The sequence below is a fragment of the Shewanella sp. SM95 genome, from assembly GCF_025653595.1.
GTDB classification, from domain to species: Bacteria; Pseudomonadota; Gammaproteobacteria; order Enterobacterales; family Shewanellaceae; genus Shewanella; species Shewanella oncorhynchi.
Genome location: NZ_JAKKSE010000001.1, coordinates 44,932 through 63,845 on the forward strand (window position 1 = coordinate 44,932; position 18,914 = coordinate 63,845).

An 18,914-nucleotide genomic window follows, 5' to 3' on the forward strand; every position below is an offset into this window, starting at 1 on the left:
TTGGGACGCTTTAACGTGGGGCGTTATTTTTAAATTAGGATGATTGGTGGTATGTACAAGGCCTTTTACGGACTCAGCGATAACCCTTTTTCGATTGCACCCAATCCCCATTATTTGTTTTTGAGTGATAGGCACAGAGAGGCGTTGGCCCATTTAACCTACGGGTTAGGGGAAACGGGCGGCTTTGTGTTGCTAACAGGGGAAGTTGGCACGGGTAAAACGACAGTATCTCGATGTTTACTTGGGCAATTGCCCGATAATACCGACACCGCATTTATCCTTAATCCGTCGCTAACAGAGCTCGAGTTACTCGCCACGCTTTGCGATGAACTTAAGATTTCCTACGGCGACAATCCCACACTCAAGCAGTTGACCGACCACTTGAGTCGTTTTTTATTGGACAATCACAGCAAAGGTCGTAATACCGTGCTCATCATTGATGAAGCGCAGCATTTACGCCCTGAAGTGCTGGAGCAACTGCGCCTTTTGACCAATCTTGAGACGGACACTAAGAAGTTACTGCAGGTCATTTTAATCGGTCAGCCAGAATTACAGCTGTTATTGAAGCGCCAAGAGCTGCGCCAGTTAGCCCAGCGGATCACCGCTCGTTACCATTTACTACCATTAAATGAAGATGAAATCGCGCTTTATGTATTGCATCGCTTGCAAGTCGCGGGACGATTTGAACCTTTGTTTACCCGCAAAGCCGTTAAGGTGTTGCAAAAGTACAGTGGCGGCATCCCTCGATTAATTAACCTCTTATGTGAACGCTCGCTGATGGCGGGCTATGCGCAATCGCGGGTGCCCATCGATCATCATATGGTGAGACAAGCTGCGGCTGAAGTATTAGGTGAAGAGGAGCCGACTCAGAATAGGTATCTTTGGCCGACAGCGACCGCTGCGACGTTATTTGTAGCTTTTGGTGTTTCCTATTGGCTATTTACCGACAAGCCTGTCAATGCCGTGTCAGCGTCTAGTATGGTCCTTGAGTCTGCGTCAGCAAATGTTGCTGCATCAAACACTCAAGCTTTGAGCGCGACCGAAGGAATGAGCAAGTTAGTACAACCCGTTGATCAGCAAAGCAGTAAGGGGTCAATTCCAGATCCCAATCAGCGCTTACTTAATGATGCGATTAATCAGAGTCGCAATATTGATACTGCTTTTGCAGGTTTGTTTAGCGTGTGGGGCAAAGTACCGTATAAAGGTTTAACCGCCTGCCAATCTGCGGTTGAGCAAGGATTGTCTTGTTATCAGCAGCAGGGTAACTGGATGTCACTGACTCGGCTTAATTATCCGGCTGTCGTGTATTTGGTTGATGACAAGCAACAAGATTTTTATGGTGCAGTGCTTGCGGTAGAGGGGGAACAATTACTGATGCAACTGGGTGAGCAACAACTTTGGGTTGATAGAGCTTGGTTTAATCAACATTTCAGTGGCACCTTCGAAATATTATGGCAAGCACCTAATTTGCCTATGATGGATATCAGTCAAAAATCGAGTCCTGGTCAATTACAGTGGTTAGAGAATGCGTTAGCCCATGTGAATGGTCGTAGCCCCCGTCGGGTTAATCAATTTGATGTGCAATTGGAAAATGATCTTAAAACCTTCCAAAGTCAGCATGGATTAAAAGCCGATGGTATTGCAGGGAATCAAACATTAGTGAGATTAAATTTGTATTTAAGTCAGCAAGGCCCACGGTTAACTGATGATGGGGCGCGCAGCTGATGTCCATTTTACTCGATGCCGTAACCCGCAATAAACAACAGCAACAATCACCGTTACCTGATGCTGTGATGACGCCAAGGGCGAATTATCCACAGCCACGTAAATCGGGTGTGCCGATAGGAAAACTGTCTATATTAGTCGTTGCAGTTGCCGCTGGAATTGGTGTGGCTTGGGGATTAAGCGTTTGGGATAAAACTCGACCTCCCCAAAGTGATACTGTGGCAGTGGCTAACATACTGCCATCAACTTCATCATTGCCAGCTTCGACTGGGATTAAAAATGAGCTTCAGTCTACGGTAGGAGCTGCCTCTGAGCTCCAAGTTGAGCCCAGTGCTGCTTCAGGTGTTCGGCTTGCTGGGAAAGTGGCGCTTCCTCGGACGCAGACTTTACCCGAGCTAACGGTATCGCCGCAATTTCAGGCTGAGACTGTAGTATCAAATGCGCCTCAAATGAATGCTAGCGCGAATATAACGACCAATTCTGTTGGCATGCCAGCTCAAAGTGATAGCAATTCGGGTTTTAGTGATTCAAGCTACGCAGATTATATGTCGACGTCAGCCCAAGTCGATGCGGCAAGTCAGGAAGCGGTTGTGCCAGCAGAGACGCAAGCACAGCAGCCTATGATGTTAGGTGCTAATGCCAATGAGTCGGGTCTAGCGAGTCTTGAAGCCCTGCGTCAACAAGTCAGTGCCGCGGCGGAAGATGTCGGTTTAGAGACCAATAAAAGTCGCGATGAAGATAAGTTAGTGGCTTCCTTTCAAAATGCATTAAAGGATGTGGAATATGTTAATGCTGCAGAGACGAATGTCACTGAAGCTAAATTAGATCCTATTCCTAAAACTGCTGCGGATGAAATTCCGAAATACGGCCAATTACCTGCAGGTCTGCAATTACAAGTGCCTGAATTTAATATCGTTGCTCATGTTTATTCCAGCGACCCCGCTCAGAGATGGCTGAATGTAGACGGTGCCGAGTTACAAGAAGGGGATATGATTGCTGGTAAGCTGAAAATCATCTCTATTCGTCCAAGGGACATAGTATTAGATATTCAAGGAACCCAGTTTAAGGTGCCCGCAATCTAATCAGGTATTACGATAAGTCATGCTAGCGGTTATTTGTGGTAACAATGAATAAGTAGTTGATAAAAAAGGCGCACTAGGCGCCTTTTTTGATCTTAGTGAATCTCAACTTAATCAAACAGTCTGTTGGCTAAGAATAGGGTCAGTGCGTAACCGACGCTGTAGCAGAGGAAAAGTGCAGGAACATATTTCAAGTAACTCACAAAAGTCAGTTCTTTCACTTTACTCATGGCTACAATACCTGATGCTGAACCGATAATCAGCAGTGAACCACCGACTCCGACGCTGTAAGTCAAGCCAAGCCATTCAGGAGTACTCAGCACTGGATTGGCTTTTAACAATGCCGCCGTTAGCGGTACGTTATCAATTAAGGCTGAGCCCATACCCGTGACGAAGTTAGAGATGTTTGGATTAAACTGAGTATAAGCTTCAGTCAACATGTCTAAGGTGCCAATTTCTTTAAGCATACCAACGAGCAGTAAAATACCTAAGAAGAACAACAGGGTGTCGTATTCAACTTGGCGAATATACTCTAGGATCTTGATTTCTTCTTTATCACTGCGCGTGGTATGGCCAATCAGGAACATAATTGATAGACCCGTTAAGAAGGTTAACACTGGCGGGATACCAAACAATATGTTGAGTAGCATGGTCATTAAAATGGTGCAGAAGAAGACGAGGGCAATCAATACATCAACGGTTTGATAAGTATGTTTGATTGGCGTCGTGCTCACAACACCTTCGGCTTTGAGTGAGAACAGGGTTGCCAGTAAAATCACGCTCACGGCCGATGGGATAAATAACATCAGCAGTTCAGACATATGCACATGTCCAGCTAAGAAGATCATCAGTGTCGTCACATCGCCAGTGATCAGGGCTACACCGCCTGAGTTCACCGCGAATATAATCAACACTGCCATTCTACGGCGCATTTGCTTGTCGAGTTTAAAGGTGGTTAATAAACCTAAAGACACTAAAGTCGCGGTGACGTTATCACAAAATGCTGAGAGCACGAGTGCAAATAGGGCGACTTGGATCATTAACATACGCACTGATACTTTCTGCGGAAACAGCTTTTGCACCATGATTTGGATCATACCCTTAGCATTCAAATATGCTACGAAGGTCATGGTCGACATCAGAAAGAGCCAAAGTGTGGCAATCTCGAGCAAATTTTCATTGAGCTGATGGGCAACGATTTTCTCATTAGCCGGTTCCCCTGCAGCCATAAACAGCGCTACCCAAGAGATACAACCAAAGAATAAGGTGGTTTTTGCTTTATTAAGGTGGGTCACTTCTTCGAAAATAATACTGAGCAATGCGAGCACGGCCAGTAAGATGAGAAAGGTATTTAACATAACTGCAATTCCAACTGCTGTTTTGATGTCGTAGGGCGACTTGAGTCAACCTAAAGATTGGGCATATCAAGGCTAAATTAAGCTAGCCGTGTTAGCGCGTGCGGATCAGAACATAATGGGCTAGAGAACGCAACTGTTAGCTGTAACTCAATTTAATGCTTCTTTGTGATGTCTATCTCATGCTTTTGGGTTGCGAATTAGTTTTATATATTGGTTATTGTGATTATTTTAGCGTTATTAACTGTATTGTTTGATTTGATTACCGCGTTAAAAGTGAGATCTACGATTAAAGTCTAAGCAGTTAGTTTGCATATTCTTTAATTAATTTTTATTCAGGTCGATATTCCTGAATTGTCATGCCTATGTAGGCAGGCATTTTTAATGCTTGCCTTTTGAATGAGTGCCATTCGGAAGTAGAGTGCTCTTAGCACTCAGTCCTGCAGAATTCTGCGTCTTGAGCTTGTTTGGGTATCAATACTGGATATTGTGTTTTTGAAGTAGAGGAAAATGACATTTGTTATCTGGAGTCTTTTGCTTTTAGGCTCACTCGTTTAGTTAACGTATTGTGGTAAGCAACTTATTGCGCTGGGCGTGATGGGTTGGCCTTAGCACGTTATTGAGCATATCCATTTGACCTTACAATTCATGGTGGCTGGGATAATATTTAAATCGGCTTTAGGTTCTAAAAAGTCTGATCGTTATTAAAGTGACACAAAGCTAATTAAATCGGATAAAAGCAAAGGGACGCATTGGCGTCCCTTTGTTATGTTTAAACGGCTTAAATACTAAAGCTTAGGCTTAGCTTGCCGCTTTCATGCTAGCCAATACGCGATCTGCCGCTTCTAAGGTTAAGCGCATCTCTTCTTCGCCATGGGCCATTGACAGGAAGCCAGCTTCATAGGCACTTGGCGCTAAGTAAACACCTTCATCTAGCATGCCGTGGTAGAAAATACGGAACTGTTCGATATTGCATTGGGTCACTTGATCGAAACGAGTGATCTCGGGTTGTTCCGTGAAGAAGAAACCGAACATGCCACCAACATAGTTGATCGCCATTGGAATACCGTGCTTATCCGCAGCAGCTTTAAAGCCTTCTGCAATACGTTTGGTTTTCGCGCTCAGTGCTTCGTATAGACCTTCTTCACACAGGGCTTCCATTTGTGCCAGACCCGCTGACATCGCAATGGGGTTACCCGATAACGTACCCGCTTGGTAAACCGGACCCGTAGGGGCGATAAATTGCATCACATCTTTACGGCCACCGAAAGCCCCCACTGGCATACCGCCACCAATCACTTTACCGAGTGTGGTTAAGTCTGGTGTGACGCCGTAGTAACCTTGAGCGCCACTTAGTGATACGCGAAAACCTGTCATCACTTCATCGATAATCAACAGCGCGCCAAACTCATCACACATATCACGCAGGCCTTGAAGGAAACCTGGGACAGGTGGAATACAGTTCATGTTGCCAGCAACGGGCTCGATGATGATGCAAGAAATCTCAGTTGGATACTGCTCGAACAGGGTTCTAACTGAATCTAAATCGTTATACACAGCGGTTAAGGTATGCTTGGCAAAATCTTCAGGAATACCGGGTGAGCTAGGTTGACCTAACGTTAACGCGCCAGAACCGGCTTTCACTAACAGGCAATCTGCGTGGCCGTGGTAACAACCTTCAAATTTTAAGATCTTGTCACGACTGGTAAAACCGCGCGCTAAACGAATGGCGCTCATAGTGGCTTCAGTACCTGAGCTCACCATACGAACTTGCTCGATAGAAGGCACCATAGAGATGACTTTTTCGGCCATTTGCACTTCAAGCTCAGTTGGCGCACCAAAAGATAAGCCATTTTCCACCGCCGCTAATACTGCAGCACGGATTTTAGGGTGGTTGTGGCCGAGGATCATCGGGCCCCAAGAACCGACATAGTCGATATAAGCTTTGCCATCGGCATCGTAAATATAAGCGCCGTTAGCTTTTTCAATAAACAGGGGCGAACCGCCTACACCATTAAATGCACGAACCGGAGAGTTAACGCCGCCGGGGATGGTTTTTTTAGCCTGTTCAAATAGCGCTTCGGAACGGGTCATGTTTAGTCCTTAAAGTCTGTAGCCAATTAGCGATCGGCTTTACGTGAATACCAATTAACCGGACACTCATATTTTTCGAGTTGATTATCAACGCCGAGTGTCAATGCAAACAAAGCCATGCGAATTAACAGCCCATTATCCGCCTGTCTGAAGATAGCAAGATTGGGATGGCTATTTAAATCATTATCTAACTCATTGGCTTGCGCACGTGAATCCCTTGGAAGCGGATGCATAATGACAGTGTTAGATTTGCAATGCTGAGTGTAAATACTGCGATTTAAGCGGAACTTGCCGCGATACTTATTTGCTTCTTCCTGTGAAGGGAAGCGTTCTTCTTGAATGCGAGTGAGATACAAAATATCTGCTTGATCTAAATGGCCTTCAAGCTGGTCGGTTATTTTGATGCTATGGCCAGCATTTTCAATGTCGGAGATCACATAATCAGGCATCGCTAATTCAGCAGGTGAAATCAGTGTGAAACTGATGTTCTTATACATGCAGAGTAAGCGTGATAGTGAATGCACTGTGCGGCCAAATTTTAAGTCGCCGACCATTGCTATGTGCATGCCATCGATACCGCGGCCGGCACATTTGAGTTCTTTTTGGATAGTGTATAAATCGAGTAGAGCTTGGGTTGGATGTTCGTTCGAACCATCGCCACCGTTGATCACTGGGACGCGGCTGCCTTCGGCAAACTCTTTCACTGAATAAGAGTCTGGATGGCGCATTGCAATCACATCGGAATAAGTGGATAACACGCGCGCCGTATCGTACAGGGATTCACCCTTAGATAAAGACGATGACGCCATACCTGTGGTTTCACGCACATGGCCGCCAAGTAAGTTAAAGGCACAGCCAAAACTTACGCGGGTACGGGTACTGGGTTCGAAAAACAGGTTACCTAAAATGGCGCCATCGAGCACATTATTGCGCTTCTCTCGAAGTGCATAGGGCATCATGCGGCTAGCGACATTAAAAATAGTTTGGATTGAGTCAAGATCTAACTGGTTTACGGAGAGGATATGGGATCCTTCGAACTGATTCATCAGCCTGTTTTCCAATTTGCTAGGGGGCATTTTAAGCTGCGGTATCGCGCTTATCTGCCCTGATGTTATGTAGGGTGGCTGAGGCGCGATTGTAGCAGAAGCACTGGGGCAACGAAATAGCCACATTGCCACTGTGTTAGATTTTTGCGATGAAGCCCAAAGCTTTTAATCTGCCGCATTAGGTTTGGTATCAATATAAGATTCTGCATCACTATCAGATTTTAAATTGATATCAGGTTTTAAATCGATGTCATTAATTGGCACTAGGCTTGTCCTAAGCGAATTTCCTGTTGCAGGTTCGACCAACTGATCACTCCGACCACGTTATCGGGCGTATCTTGATAGATAAACACCTCACCGCTGCGCTTGGATGACAAGAGTAAATAGGCTTCATTGAGCGTAGTGCTGTCGCTTAAGCCTTGCATGGGATGGCGCGATAGCGTGGTACTGTCATCGTAGGATTGCATTTCAAGGCTGAGCATTTCGATAACGCTATCGGCATTGCGAACCAGCACTGGTCGACCTTCGGCCCGTTTAAGCACTTCGAGTAACAATTCATCGTTGTTATTGACGATAACAAAGCGTTTATCCATCAAGGCTCGCACGCCTTTTTTCTGCAGCGCTAAATTTACTGGCGCAACTTTATAGCCTAGCCCCATGATTTCTAATTGTTTAAAGAAAATAGAGTTAGTCTTAAAACCTTGATAGGCAATTAAAAATGCGGGAATAGTCACAAACATCGCCGGCAGGATAATACTGGCATCATTGGTCATTTCTAGCAGGGCGACTAACGCCGCCAGCGGCGCGCTTAAGCACACGCCCATCATGGCCGTCATGCCGATCACAGTGTAAAGCCCTACATAAGGGGCGATGGACGGGAATAAGATAGCGCTGATCAGCGCCAAAATCGCCCCGAGCAGCGCGCCGATACCATAAAGTGGACCAATCAAACCACCGGGAATACCTAAGCCAATCGCCGCAATAGTGGCGATGGTTTTGGCAAATAACAGGGCGATTAACAGCAACAGGCTTGGATGTTGGCTAATGGCTTCGCTAATGGCGAGATCGCCCGTGCCAAGGGCTTGCGGCAACACGAGACCGATTAGGGTGGTGACACTACCCGCCAATAATAGTCGGTAAATCAGTGGCCAGTTTTGCCCCGTCGCGGTGACTTTTAAGAGTGAGTAATTAAACAGCGCCGCAGCGCAGCCTAATACCACGCCGCCAATGGCGAGAATAGGGTAATGGTCTAAGGGAATGTGGATCACTTGAATACGGTCAAATTCGTGCACATTACCAAACACCAGTTGGCTTGAAACTGCGCCACAAATTGCGGAGAGCATAATCGGGAAAAAGTAATGGATTTTATATTCACGTACTATCACTTCGAGTACAAAAATCACCGCCGCCAAGGGCGCGTTAAAAGTGGCGGCAATCCCTGCTGCAATGCCACTGGCACACATGATGCGTACGCTATTATCGGGAAGATTGAATTTTTCAGCGAGAAAACTGGCGCTGACAGCACCCAGATGAATGGCAGGACCTTCACGGCCGACTGAGAAATTTGTGCCTAGGGCAAAGAGTGCTTGAAAAAATTGCCCAGCGGCGGATTGTAGGGGGATTTTACCATAATGCAGTTTAACTCTATGTAACACATAGGCTATTCCCATACGTTTGTAGCGTTTGGAGCCCAACTTCGCCACTATCCAAATTAATATTGCGCCTAAAAGGGGTAACAGGACTCGCCAGTCGGCGACGTTCCCCGTAAAATCCAGCGCCTGTATTTGGGTGTAATGATTAGCCCAAACGAGCAAGAGTCGAAACAGTAAGATCACACAGGATGCAAAAATAGCAAATAACAGTGCCAGTATGCACAGCTGTGCACTGATGCGGGCTTGAGATAAATGGTCACGTAGCTCATTGGTTAAATACTTTTTGGCTGTGACTATGGCATGTTGGATAGCGACTTTATTTATCGTTAATTGCACTACATTGGCCTGAGTTGTATTGTATCGAACTCGTTCTTGAGTTGATTGTATTTTATATAAGGGGCTGTTACCTAATGCCAAATTATCATCGTTGGCTAGATCGGCTGCAAGTGATGGATCTCAAGTATCGTCCATCTTCAGTATATTTATCGCTTTTAGTGTTAGTTTCTATTCTTTTTGGGGCTTGGATAAGTTTTCTGCTATTAAGCAGCGATGAGCCTGTTGTTAAGCATATCAGCAGCAAGACTCAACGCTTGACCGCTGAGTTAGAGGCACAGACCCAACTACTTGCAACCCGAAATTTAGAGCTGTCCGTCGAGCGAGAGGCTAATACCCAAATGCAAGAAATGTTTGGCCAGCAAATGAAAAAGCAAAAAGAATTGGAACATGAGCTGGCATTTTACCGCAGCATTATGACACCGGATGATAATGCTGAAGGTGTCGCTATTCACGGACTTGAAATGACGCCGGGCGCTTTGGCCGATGAATATCATCTCAAGTTGGTGTTGACTCAGTTGCAAAAGCGTAAGCAAGCTATTCAAGGTCGAACTGAATTGACGCTCATTGGTGTGCAAGATGGCAAATCTGTTAGCTTGAGTGTGAACAAACTCACGGGTTCTAAGTTGGAATTTGATTTTCGCTATTTTCAAGTCATAGATACCAAGGTCACTGTTCCTGCTGGCTTTAATTTACAACAAGTGAAAGTCAAAGTGCTGGTGCCTTCGAGCCGCTGGACTAAGAATTCGCAGACCGAACATGTCTATAGTGCCCCTGAGTTATTACAGGGTGAAAAAGAACCACGGGTAATACTTGAACAAAACAGTCAGGTAAAGGATAATTTGCCCCAGAAAACTGATGTAAGAGGTAGTAATGACTGATCAAGCTGATACAGCAATGCCAATCCAATTTACCGATGCGGCAGCCGCTAAGGTGAAAGGTTTGCTGGAAGAAGAGCAAAATCCTGCACTTAAGCTACGAGTCTATGTGACTGGTGGTGGTTGTTCTGGATTTCAGTACGGCTTTACCTTTGATGAAAAGGTCAATGACGGCGATTTTACGATAGAAAAACAAGGCGTTCTCTTGGTTGTCGATCCTATGAGCCTACAATATTTAGTCGGTGGTGAAGTGGATTACACTTCAGGACTGGAAGGTTCTCGCTTCTTCGTGAAAAACCCTAACGCAACCACGACCTGTGGCTGTGGTGCCAGTTTCTCTGTGTAAAAAAGTTTTTCTGTTTAATGATGACTAACTTTGCATCTTTTTAGGCGTGGAGTGAGATCAAAAAAGCCGTCACAATGACGGCTTTTTGTTGGGCTAAATTTATTTTCTACAAGAGCTTAGCTCATGATATTCAGGTTAAGCTTAGGCTTAAACCATGCCTTTACCTTTTTATCAAAGGCTATCCAAACTTGCAGTAATGACAAGACGATCAAAGCGATAAAAATCACATAGTCAGGCAGTTTTCCCTGCCATTCACCTAGATACACTGTCGTTGGACCTACCACTAAGTTGCCCGGATCGTACATGATCACTGGCAGCATGCTAATCAATCCAAGCTGCACGACTGTGTAGCCGCGTAGCATGATAAGCCCTGCTTTTTGCCGACCGATAATGGCAATCACCATCAGGAGGGTTAGCAGACAAAATAACACCCCTTGTTTAGCGATTAAGCCACTCACTGACGCAACAACATACACTAGCAATAGTGCAATGAGTCGTTTCGGAAAGTGCTGACTAAGGGCTGTACTTGCCTCTGGTGTCGGTATCGCCGATTTTTGCTCGCTCATAGGCATTCTCGTTTAGCGATAGCGATTAGTGGCTTTGCTTAGGCGCTAATCTTTGATCTAACTCATAAGGCGGGATTACCACACCTAAATCATCTAATACTGGGAATACGGCGACAAAGAGGTCGTCATCTTCCATGCCTGGCACCCATCTTTCGTGAAATTCGTCGAGTGGAATCGCTAACGTTTGGCAATCACTCCATTCATCCACAGCCCAAGAATCAGCGGCTTCTTCGGTTGGCCACATTGGGATGCAATCTTCTTCTTCAGTGGTTAACATCACGCAACCGTCTTGATCTTGTAATGTCCAAAGTATTTTGTGTTCTTTAACTTGTTCAACGAGGTAATCGTAACGGGCTTCTGGCGTCATTGCTGCTGTCTCAGCGAGGTTTTTAACAGTCTTGCTCATGAAAAATATCTCTTTTGCTTGGATAGGGCGAAGCCTGTTGTGTCTCTAATGTAAAAACCTAGGGCACAGCAAAATTCGCCAGTTGGCTAAATGGTAACATTAGAGCGGGATTAGAAAAAGAACAACAGCGCCAAGAGAGCGCTGTTGTGTTAGATCTTCGGCTTTTATTCTGCCGCGCGGAAGTAGCGATAGATAAAGCCCGCCAAAATGGCGCCGACAATCGGTGCTACCCAGAACAACCAGAGCTGTGATACCGCCCAGTCACCGACAAACAGTGCAGGGCCTGTGCTACGCGCTGGGTTCACCGAAGTATTGGACACAGGAATACTAATAAGGTGAATTAAGGTTAAACCTAACCCTATGGCAATTGGGGCAAATCCCTTAGGAGCTCGCTCATCGGTGGCACCTAAAATAATAATCAAGAAGAACAGTGTCATAACGATTTCACAAATCATCACCGACAGCATGCTATAGCCACCCGGTGAGTGCTCACCAAAACCGTTAGAGGCAAATCCGCCCGCGAGTGAAAATCCCTCTTGTCCTGAAGCGATGAGATACAAGATGCCAGCGCCAACAATTCCACCCGCGACTTGGGCTACGATATAGGGCAATAATTCTGCTGCCGGAAAACGTCCCCCAGCCCAAAGGCCGAATGACACTGCAGGGTTGAGATGACAACCTGAAATATGGCCAATCGCAAAGGCCATGGTTAATACGGTTAATCCAAAAGCTAAAGCGACGCCGAGTAAGCCTATGCCTACTTCTGGAAATGCGGCGGCGAGTACAGCACTACCACACCCTCCAAGGACTAACCACAAGGTGCCGAGAAATTCTGCCGCCATTTTTTGTGACATGTTCATTGTTTGATTTCCTATTTAGTCGATTTATGTTTGTGTGGCTTTTGACGCCATTACATAAACCCTTGTTTATCTCGCTGGTTAAGTTTAGCTAGATAAATAACCATTCCCTTAATTGAAGTTTTGCACGCCCAGATTGTTCATGCCAAAGCTGGCCATCACAATCAGAGTGTTGTGTTTTTACTGCTTAGTTAACAATCACTTTAGTTCGTTTACATGGCACAACTGTGATCAAGCATAGATGGCTTTTTATATTGTGCATTTTTGATAATGCTTTATAGGGACAATTTGCTCCGTTTTTAGGGGAGGCTTCAAGCTTATCCTCTTACTCGCTTGGGGTTTCGTTGTGAAAAGGCGTTTATTTTTGAGTTAGGCACTATCAGTTTCTAAGCATTTCATAATCGATTTATTGTCTATTTATTCTTTAATTATTTGAAAATAAAAGAATAGATATTTAATAGATATAAAACGGGGAAATAAACGAGGGTCATTTCGTTGCTGCTCTTCACTAAGCAAAGTAAAAGAACAAGGTTGCTTAAATGTTAATCATGTGTTTGCGGTGTTGCTAACCCATGGTTAATCCAAAAACCTAGGAGATGAAAATCGCAGGCTAAGGCATTGGGCTAATTTAAGTAACCGCTCTACATAACAACAAAAATGGTTTGCGATGTCTAAAAGTGAAGGTGGGAAGGATGAAGAAGAAACTATTGACCTTAGCAATACAAGTATCGATGTTTGGTATTGTTCCTTCGGTAGCTTGGGCTGCCGATCCTATAGAAGTGAATACAGTTAACGAAAATGCAGCTCGAGTTGAGGTTGAAGGCGCGGATAAGAACGACGGTATAGAAAAAGTCACCGTAACGGGTTCGCGTATTAAGCGAGATAGTTTTTCCTTAAGTACGCCTTTACAGGGCCTTGACGCAAAGGATATTGCAGATAGTGGTATCGGCTCATTGGCGGATATTTTAGTTGATCAAATTCCGGCATTGGCTGAAGGGGTTAGCAGCACCAATAGCCAATCGAGTGTGCAAAATACCGGCTTATCAACCATTGATCTACGGAACTTAGGCACAGATCGTACCTTAACGCTTATTGATGGTCGTCGTGTTGTTTCTAACAGTTACAGTGGCAACTATGTCAGTTTAAGCACTATTCCTGCGGCCATGGTCGATAAGGTCGAAATCATCACCGGTGGTGCGTCAGCTGTGTATGGTTCGGATGCGATTGCAGGTGTGGTCAATATTATCACCCAGCAAAACAAGACTGGGTTTGAGATTAATGCCCGTGGTGGTGAAACGACTGAAGGTGGTGGCCGTGAAACCACAGTAGATGTGGGTTATGGAGCTGATTTCAATAGTGATAAGGGTTATATTTACGCAAGTGCCACCTATGACAAACAGCATGGATTATTCGCCACTGACAGGGAACGAGCCCTGTATGAGTCGAGCTTTGCTTACGATGAAAAGCAAATGTGTAACACCATGAATACCGTTGATGGCTATCAATGTATGCGGGATATTACGCGGGACGATTGGCGTGAGCGCAGCAATGACATCGTCGGCGGCCGCTTTAAGTCGAATGCTTGGTGGTACGATGGTACAGAACTTAAAACTGACTTTAAAGAAGAGCGTGATGGTTATAACGGCTATACCACTGGTCTGCTAAAGGTACCAGAGGATACTTTAGCCGCAGCGGTCAAAATGAACTATGACCTTAGTGAAGATGTGCGCGCCAATGTACAAGTACAATTCAGCCGTAATACCGCGTTTCGCCGTACCGACGCAGAAGGTCAAGACTATAACGATGCTGAGCTGTATATCGATCCAATCACTGGGTTACCAGGGATGATTGATGCGGGTAGTATTTTAGCCAATAACCCTTATATACCAGCTGAAATTGCAGCGACAGGAGGGGGTAAGAGTATTACCTGGGATCGTCGTTTCGAAGAAGTTGGGCCTGTTGAAAGTGATAACGAGCGTACCACGCTTCGTACTTGGGTGGGTTTACAGGGGGATTTGTTTGAAACTTGGACTTGGGATGCGTCAGTAGGTTACGGCCAGTTCGAGCAGCGTCAACGCCGTAGCAATGAGATCAGCATTCGTCGTTTAAGAAATGCTTTGAATGCTGTATATGCCGCTGATGGTGTCACTATTCAATGTGCCAGTGAAGCAGCCAGAGCTGAAGGCTGTGTGCCCGTCAATATTTTTGGTGAAGGCTCTATCAGCAAGGAAGGGGCTGACTATATTCGCGCTAATCCCTATATCAATACCGATATAACTCAATTCAATGCGTTAGGGTATATTTCTGGCGAGTTGTTTGAGCTACCCGCAGGTGGTGTGCAATCGGCATTCGGGATGGAGTATCGCCGTGATACTCAAGCTGTCGATACCGATAAGGCGATGCGTGGCGATGCGATTACCTTTAACGATGTTCCTCCCTTTGAAGGTAATGTCACAGTATGGGAAGCCTTTGGTGAGGCGAATCTGCCACTGTTAAGGGATATGGATTTCGCCAATAAGCTTGATGTGGATGTGTCCTTGCGTCTTGCGGATTACAGTCAGAAAAACATTGATTTAATGTCGAGCTACCGTACAGGCATACTGTGGGAACCCATTGCAAACTATGCTTTACGTGCCAACTACTCTCGTTCACAACGTGCGCCGAATATCACTGAGCTTATCTCTCCACCCCGTGGTGATTACGACAGTATTCGCGATATTTGTAATGGTGTAACGGCAACCTCAACAGGCGCTGGACATGATAGTTGTCGTCTCGATCCTGGGATTGCTGCTGCCATTGCGAGTACTGGCACCTTTAAGGCGGAAACGGGCTCTAAGTATTCTCCTAACGCAGGTAATGAAAACCTGACCGAAGAAACGGCGGATACCTACACCTTAGGCTTTACCATGGCGCCAGCCTTCCTTGAAGGCTTTAATCTGGCGGTTGATTACTACGATATCAAAGTCGCTGATGCTATTGGTTCATTAAGTAACGAGGATATTCTGGCTGAGTGTTATAACTCGAGTAATCCCTATGGAGCCGATAATGAGTACTGTCAGGCTATCACGCGCGATACCGAGGGCCAAATCACCCAGATTATTCAGCAGGAACTGAACCTGAATGACATAGTTACTCGTGGTATCGACTTCGCAATGGCCTACGAGTGGGAACTGGCTGATTACGGTGAACTGAGCTTAAACACTAACTGGACCCATGTGTTGGAATACAGCTCAAGTTACTACGGTGCTGATGGTATAGTGGAAGAGGATTATGTTGGTGAGCTTGCCAGTGGGATTTTTGAAGACAGAGGCACGCTTTCATTAACTTGGAGTAACGATGATTGGCGTGTGCGTTGGAGCGCGAAGTATAAGAGCGCTATGGTCGATAGTCACGACAGAGTCGAAGAATGGAACACCCTGCAAGCACTGAACCAAACTAAACTCGATGCCGGTGATGTAAGCGCTGTGGCGAATCCTGAAACACCAGCCTTCCTGTTCTATGGCTCGTATATCACTCATGATTTGTCAGTGTCTTACACCATGGACGTGAGTCAGGCTGAATTACGTTTATATGGCGGTTTACGCAATATTTTCGACAATCAAGGTCCTTGGGTAGCTGATGGTGGCGACTTAATTGAAACCGGTAATGGTAACTACAGCAGTGCCTACGGCGGTGGTGTAGGGCGTTATGCCTACCTAGGTGCAGAGCTTAAGTTCTAAAGGTCAGTTAACTTAAGTTGGTTAAACCGCATGTGGCTCCCTGCATGCGGTTTTTTTATTGGCAATTAAATGGCTTAAGCAAGAAAGGAACAGTTGTTGGCTATGGTTCCATCAGATAGTTAAGCGGTTTTAACGGGGAGTTTACGCAAAAGTTTTAGCTAAGCGAGTTCGGCTGGTCAGTTAAGTTGGGGCTGGGGGCAAAATGGTGTAGGTTCAACAATACACTTTAAGCTAATGTTTTTACAGGCTTGATGGTATGAACTGATATTACCCTTAGCGGCGAGTATGTATGCCGCCAGGGTATCGTTGGGAGCTATCTTGACAATATGTTAAGCGTTAATGCGAACTTATCGATTCATTACAGCATTGAATGACAAGTTACTTGGAGGGTAAATTCGCCTTTAAGAACTGGCTTTGTTCAAACAGTAGATGTTCTAGGGATTCCTTAGCCGTATAACTGTGCCCTTCAAATGCTAAGATAACTAATCTCGCTTTCCCTCCCAATCCTTGAATCGCATCAAACAGACGCTCAGATTGCAGCGGGAAAGTGCCCGAGTTTTGATCCATTTCGCCATGAATAAGCAGCAAAGGCGATTTGATCTTATCCGCATAATTAAATGGCGACATTTGTTGGTAAATATCATTGGCTTGCCAGTAGGTGCGTTCTTCATTTTGAAAACCAAATGGCGTTAGGCTGCGATTATAAGCGATACCTGCATAGAATAAATCCGTATGCGCCAGTAAGTTGGCGACCATAAAGGCACCATAGGAATGCCCGCCAACGGCAATTTGCTTGCGATCAGCAATACCTAAATCGACTAAGGTATCGATAGCGGCTTGTGCGTTGGCCGTCAATTGCTCCCGAAAGGTGTCATTAGGCTCTTTATCCCCTTGGGCAATGATAGGCATTGAGACTTTATCAAACACCGCAAAGCCTTCAGCGACCAAAGGTATTGGGCCCCTTGGGCTGATGGTGGGATATTTATTGGCGCTAAAGCTAATTTGGCCGGCAACCTCGGGATCGTTAAATTCCCGCGGGTAAGCCCACATCAATACGGGTAAGGTTCCTTGTTCCTTGGTGTAATTGGCGGGTAGGTACAGCGTCCCTGAAAGAGGTACACCATCTGCTCTTTTGAAGGTTATAAGCTGTTTTTGCATGCCCAGATAAGAACTCAGTCCATCGGGTTGCTCGTAAAGTACGCTTTCTTTGGTGCCATTGAGTAGGACAAGGCTAGGGGGGGGCTGTTGGGCTTTCACGATTGATGATGAGTTGTAATGGGTCAAGATTTAACACATAACGCACTGATTCTAATCTGTTGGATGCGGATTGCCATAGTAGTGATGACTCAGTTGTTATGAGTGAAGTGCGCTTTAAAAAAGGCTTGTCGCCCTGTGGGGTGGCACCTTGACCATAGTGAATTAGTCCTGTGGTTTTAGCCCCTTGTTGCAAACTAACGACTTGTCCTTTTCCTGGATAATAGTGTTTTGCAAAGAGTCCTAGGTCTTGGTACTTATCGCGCAGATTACGCTCGTTTAAGGTATGCAGTGAGCTTTCCCCAAGACGGGTGTTTAGACTGCTGAGTCTGATCTGTTGAGCTTTACTATTACGCTCAGTGATTAAGGTTAAGTGGTTTTCAGCCCAGTCAATATCTGTAATCCTCCACTGGGTTTGTGCAACGCGAGTGGCTTGTTGAGTAAAGGGGGCGTCGAGTAGCCAAAGGCTATCACGCAGTGGCGCATCTCGCTGGCTATCTCCCTGATCTAGGGCTTTGGTAAACGCTAAGGTTGCCGCTTGACCTTGTACCCAATGCAACATACGCGGACCAGGCAGGACTGAATCTTTTCCCTGTGGTCGAGATTCCCCTCCTTGGCTCTGGTGTAACAGGGTAATCAGTTGGCCATTAAGGTTATAAATCTCTGTTAAAGTTGGAAAATCATCATACTTTACCTGAGTTGAGAAGGGCGTTGTGATTTGGCGGCTCAAAATATACTGGCCATCGGGAGACACCGAGAAATCTTCAATAATCCCCGGCGCCCCGATTTTCGTGAGTTTGCCTTCTAAATCTACTAGCGCAAGTTGACTGGTAGTCAGGCTGCTAAATAACTGCTTATCTGCCGAGGTTTTCAGTAAGTTTTGATAGGTGCGCTGCGGACTATTTTTGCCTGATGTTTCCTTGGTTTTCGGGCTGATGGAAACGTGGGGCTGACTTGCGCTTATGTCTTGCGCTATTACAAAGCGAGCAAGCAGAGTTTTATTATTAGCCCATTGATAATCAAGACTAATAGTGCCGTTTAAACGCTCATTTGACAGCTGTTGATGACGATCTTTAGCGATATTATAAACACATAAATAGCCGCCCTCGGGCGTTAAACTTACGTAAGAGAGATTACGGCTATCGGGAGAAAACCTAAGTTCAGTAATATCATATCCACCTGGCAAGGTGATGACTCGGTGCCCGTTGTCTTTGATATTGATAAGCGTGAGCTGATGATAACGCTGGGTAATGCGGCTCGGTAAAAATTGCTCTGCTGCGATACGTAGCCCCGCCAGTTTGTGCTCTGGCATAGCAAGGGTAGCAATGCTAGGGGCCGAAATGGGACTGAGTAATGCCAGCCATTGATGATCGTTTGAGAGTCGTGTCGTGAGGCTGGTACTGTGGTTAATGGTTTGCTGCAATGCAGAGGAAGGCTTTTGGTAGTCTTGTGCTAAGGTCTGTGGGGTAAAAATTGGACATAACATCATTCCGATGCAAATCAAGGCTAAACGAAGCATGTTTGGGTCCCTAACAAAGTGCATAACTCCCGCACAGATAATTTGTAACAGGAGTAAGACGTTGACGCATAAGTTTTTATTGGTC

14 protein-coding genes are annotated in these 18,914 nt (G+C 45.5%); 5 read left to right on the forward strand and 9 right to left on the reverse strand.

From position 1 onward, the window contains the following. Positions 1–51 precede the first annotated feature (51 nt). Complete coding sequence (locus tag L5M29_RS00205) at positions 52–1,725, forward strand: ExeA family protein (protein ID WP_263165601.1); 1,674 nt, start codon at positions 52–54, stop codon at positions 1,723–1,725. Continuing rightward, positions 1,725–2,807 carry a general secretion pathway protein GspB gene (locus L5M29_RS00210; protein WP_263165602.1) on the forward strand — a complete coding sequence of 361 codons (1,083 nt, stop codon included), beginning with the start codon at positions 1,725–1,727 and terminating at the stop codon, positions 2,805–2,807. Before L5M29_RS00205 ends, L5M29_RS00210 begins: the two co-directional genes overlap by 1 nt. 107 nt (positions 2,808–2,914) lie before the next feature. Here L5M29_RS00210 and nhaD read toward each other — a convergent pair whose 3' ends face one another. From nhaD to L5M29_RS00230, 4 genes are all read right to left on the reverse strand, one after another. Continuing rightward, a complete protein-coding gene (gene nhaD / locus L5M29_RS00215; RefSeq protein WP_028760859.1) occupies positions 2,915–4,162 on the reverse strand; it encodes a sodium:proton antiporter NhaD in 1,248 nt (415 codons plus the stop codon). Positions 4,163–4,960: 798 nt separating this feature from the next. Beyond that, positions 4,961–6,253, reverse strand: a complete 1,293-nt coding sequence (gene hemL / locus L5M29_RS00220; protein ID WP_263165603.1) for a glutamate-1-semialdehyde 2,1-aminomutase — start codon at positions 6,251–6,253, stop codon at positions 4,961–4,963. 26 nt (positions 6,254–6,279) lie between these two features. Beyond that, on the reverse strand, positions 6,280–7,299 hold the full coding sequence (locus L5M29_RS00225) for an aspartate carbamoyltransferase (RefSeq protein ID WP_105249881.1): 1,020 nt from the start codon (positions 7,297–7,299) through the stop codon (positions 6,280–6,282). 263 nt (positions 7,300–7,562) lie between these two features. Further along, positions 7,563–9,287, reverse strand: a complete 1,725-nt coding sequence (locus L5M29_RS00230; RefSeq protein ID WP_263165604.1) for a chloride channel protein — start codon at positions 9,285–9,287, stop codon at positions 7,563–7,565. Between the two features lie 74 nt (positions 9,288–9,361). Between L5M29_RS00230 and L5M29_RS00235 the strand changes: the two genes are divergently transcribed. Next, complete coding sequence (locus L5M29_RS00235; protein ID WP_105249880.1) at positions 9,362–10,165, forward strand: DUF6776 family protein; 804 nt, start codon at positions 9,362–9,364, stop codon at positions 10,163–10,165. Beyond that, on the forward strand, positions 10,158–10,508 hold the full coding sequence (erpA, locus tag L5M29_RS00240; protein ID WP_006080742.1) for an iron-sulfur cluster insertion protein ErpA: 351 nt from the start codon (positions 10,158–10,160) through the stop codon (positions 10,506–10,508). The genes L5M29_RS00235 and erpA overlap by 8 nt, the downstream gene beginning before the upstream one ends. Positions 10,509–10,624: 116 nt before the next feature. Here the strand turns inward: erpA and L5M29_RS00245 are convergent, their stop codons facing one another. The 3 genes from L5M29_RS00245 to aqpZ form a co-directional block, all read right to left on the reverse strand. Further along, on the reverse strand, positions 10,625–11,074 hold the full coding sequence (locus tag L5M29_RS00245) for a hypothetical protein (RefSeq protein ID WP_168823456.1): 450 nt from the start codon (positions 11,072–11,074) through the stop codon (positions 10,625–10,627). 25 nt (positions 11,075–11,099) lie between these two features. Continuing rightward, entirely contained in the window at positions 11,100–11,480 is a 381-nt protein-coding gene (locus L5M29_RS00250; protein ID WP_028760853.1) for a DUF2750 domain-containing protein, read from the reverse strand. Positions 11,481–11,644: 164 nt separating this feature from the next. After that, entirely contained in the window at positions 11,645–12,340 is a 696-nt protein-coding gene (gene aqpZ / locus L5M29_RS00255) for an aquaporin Z (RefSeq protein ID WP_212599971.1), read from the reverse strand. A 689-nt stretch (positions 12,341–13,029) separates the two neighbouring features. Here aqpZ and L5M29_RS00260 point away from each other — a divergent pair. Further along, complete coding sequence (locus L5M29_RS00260) at positions 13,030–16,056, forward strand: TonB-dependent receptor domain-containing protein (protein ID WP_263165605.1); 3,027 nt, start codon at positions 13,030–13,032, stop codon at positions 16,054–16,056. 378 nt (positions 16,057–16,434) lie between these two features. Here the strand turns inward: L5M29_RS00260 and L5M29_RS00265 are convergent, their stop codons facing one another. Both L5M29_RS00265 and L5M29_RS00270 read right to left on the reverse strand, forming a co-directional pair. Then, positions 16,435–17,313 carry an alpha/beta hydrolase family protein gene (locus tag L5M29_RS00265; RefSeq protein WP_263165606.1) on the reverse strand — a complete coding sequence of 293 codons (879 nt, stop codon included), beginning with the start codon at positions 17,311–17,313 and terminating at the stop codon, positions 16,435–16,437. Further along, positions 17,288–18,829: a hypothetical protein gene (locus tag L5M29_RS00270; RefSeq protein ID WP_263165608.1), complete on the reverse strand. Its 1,542-nt coding sequence runs from the start codon at positions 18,827–18,829 to the stop codon at positions 17,288–17,290. The genes L5M29_RS00265 and L5M29_RS00270 overlap by 26 nt, the downstream gene beginning before the upstream one ends. Positions 18,830–18,914 lie beyond the last annotated feature (85 nt).

Coding starts and splice junctions, on each gene's coding strand:
- L5M29_RS00205 (WP_263165601.1), top strand. CDS start 52: ATGTACAAGGCCTTTTACGGACTCAGCGATAACCCTTTTTCGATTGCA.
- L5M29_RS00210 (WP_263165602.1), top strand. CDS start 1,725: ATGTCCATTTTACTCGATGCCGTAACCCGCAATAAACAACAGCAACAA.
- nhaD (WP_028760859.1), bottom strand. CDS start 4,162: ATGTTAAATACCTTTCTCATCTTACTGGCCGTGCTCGCATTGCTCAGT.
- hemL (WP_263165603.1), bottom strand. CDS start 6,253: ATGACCCGTTCCGAAGCGCTATTTGAACAGGCTAAAAAAACCATCCCC.
- L5M29_RS00225 (WP_105249881.1), bottom strand. CDS start 7,299: ATGAATCAGTTCGAAGGATCCCATATCCTCTCCGTAAACCAGTTAGAT.
- L5M29_RS00235 (WP_105249880.1), top strand. CDS start 9,362: ATGCCAAATTATCATCGTTGGCTAGATCGGCTGCAAGTGATGGATCTC.
- erpA (WP_006080742.1), top strand. CDS start 10,158: ATGACTGATCAAGCTGATACAGCAATGCCAATCCAATTTACCGATGCG.
- L5M29_RS00245 (WP_168823456.1), bottom strand. CDS start 11,074: ATGAGCGAGCAAAAATCGGCGATACCGACACCAGAGGCAAGTACAGCC.
- L5M29_RS00250 (WP_028760853.1), bottom strand. CDS start 11,480: ATGAGCAAGACTGTTAAAAACCTCGCTGAGACAGCAGCAATGACGCCA.
- aqpZ (WP_212599971.1), bottom strand. CDS start 12,340: ATGAACATGTCACAAAAAATGGCGGCAGAATTTCTCGGCACCTTGTGG.
- L5M29_RS00260 (WP_263165605.1), top strand. CDS start 13,030: ATGAAGAAGAAACTATTGACCTTAGCAATACAAGTATCGATGTTTGGT.
- L5M29_RS00270 (WP_263165608.1), bottom strand. CDS start 18,829: ATGCTTCGTTTAGCCTTGATTTGCATCGGAATGATGTTATGTCCAATT.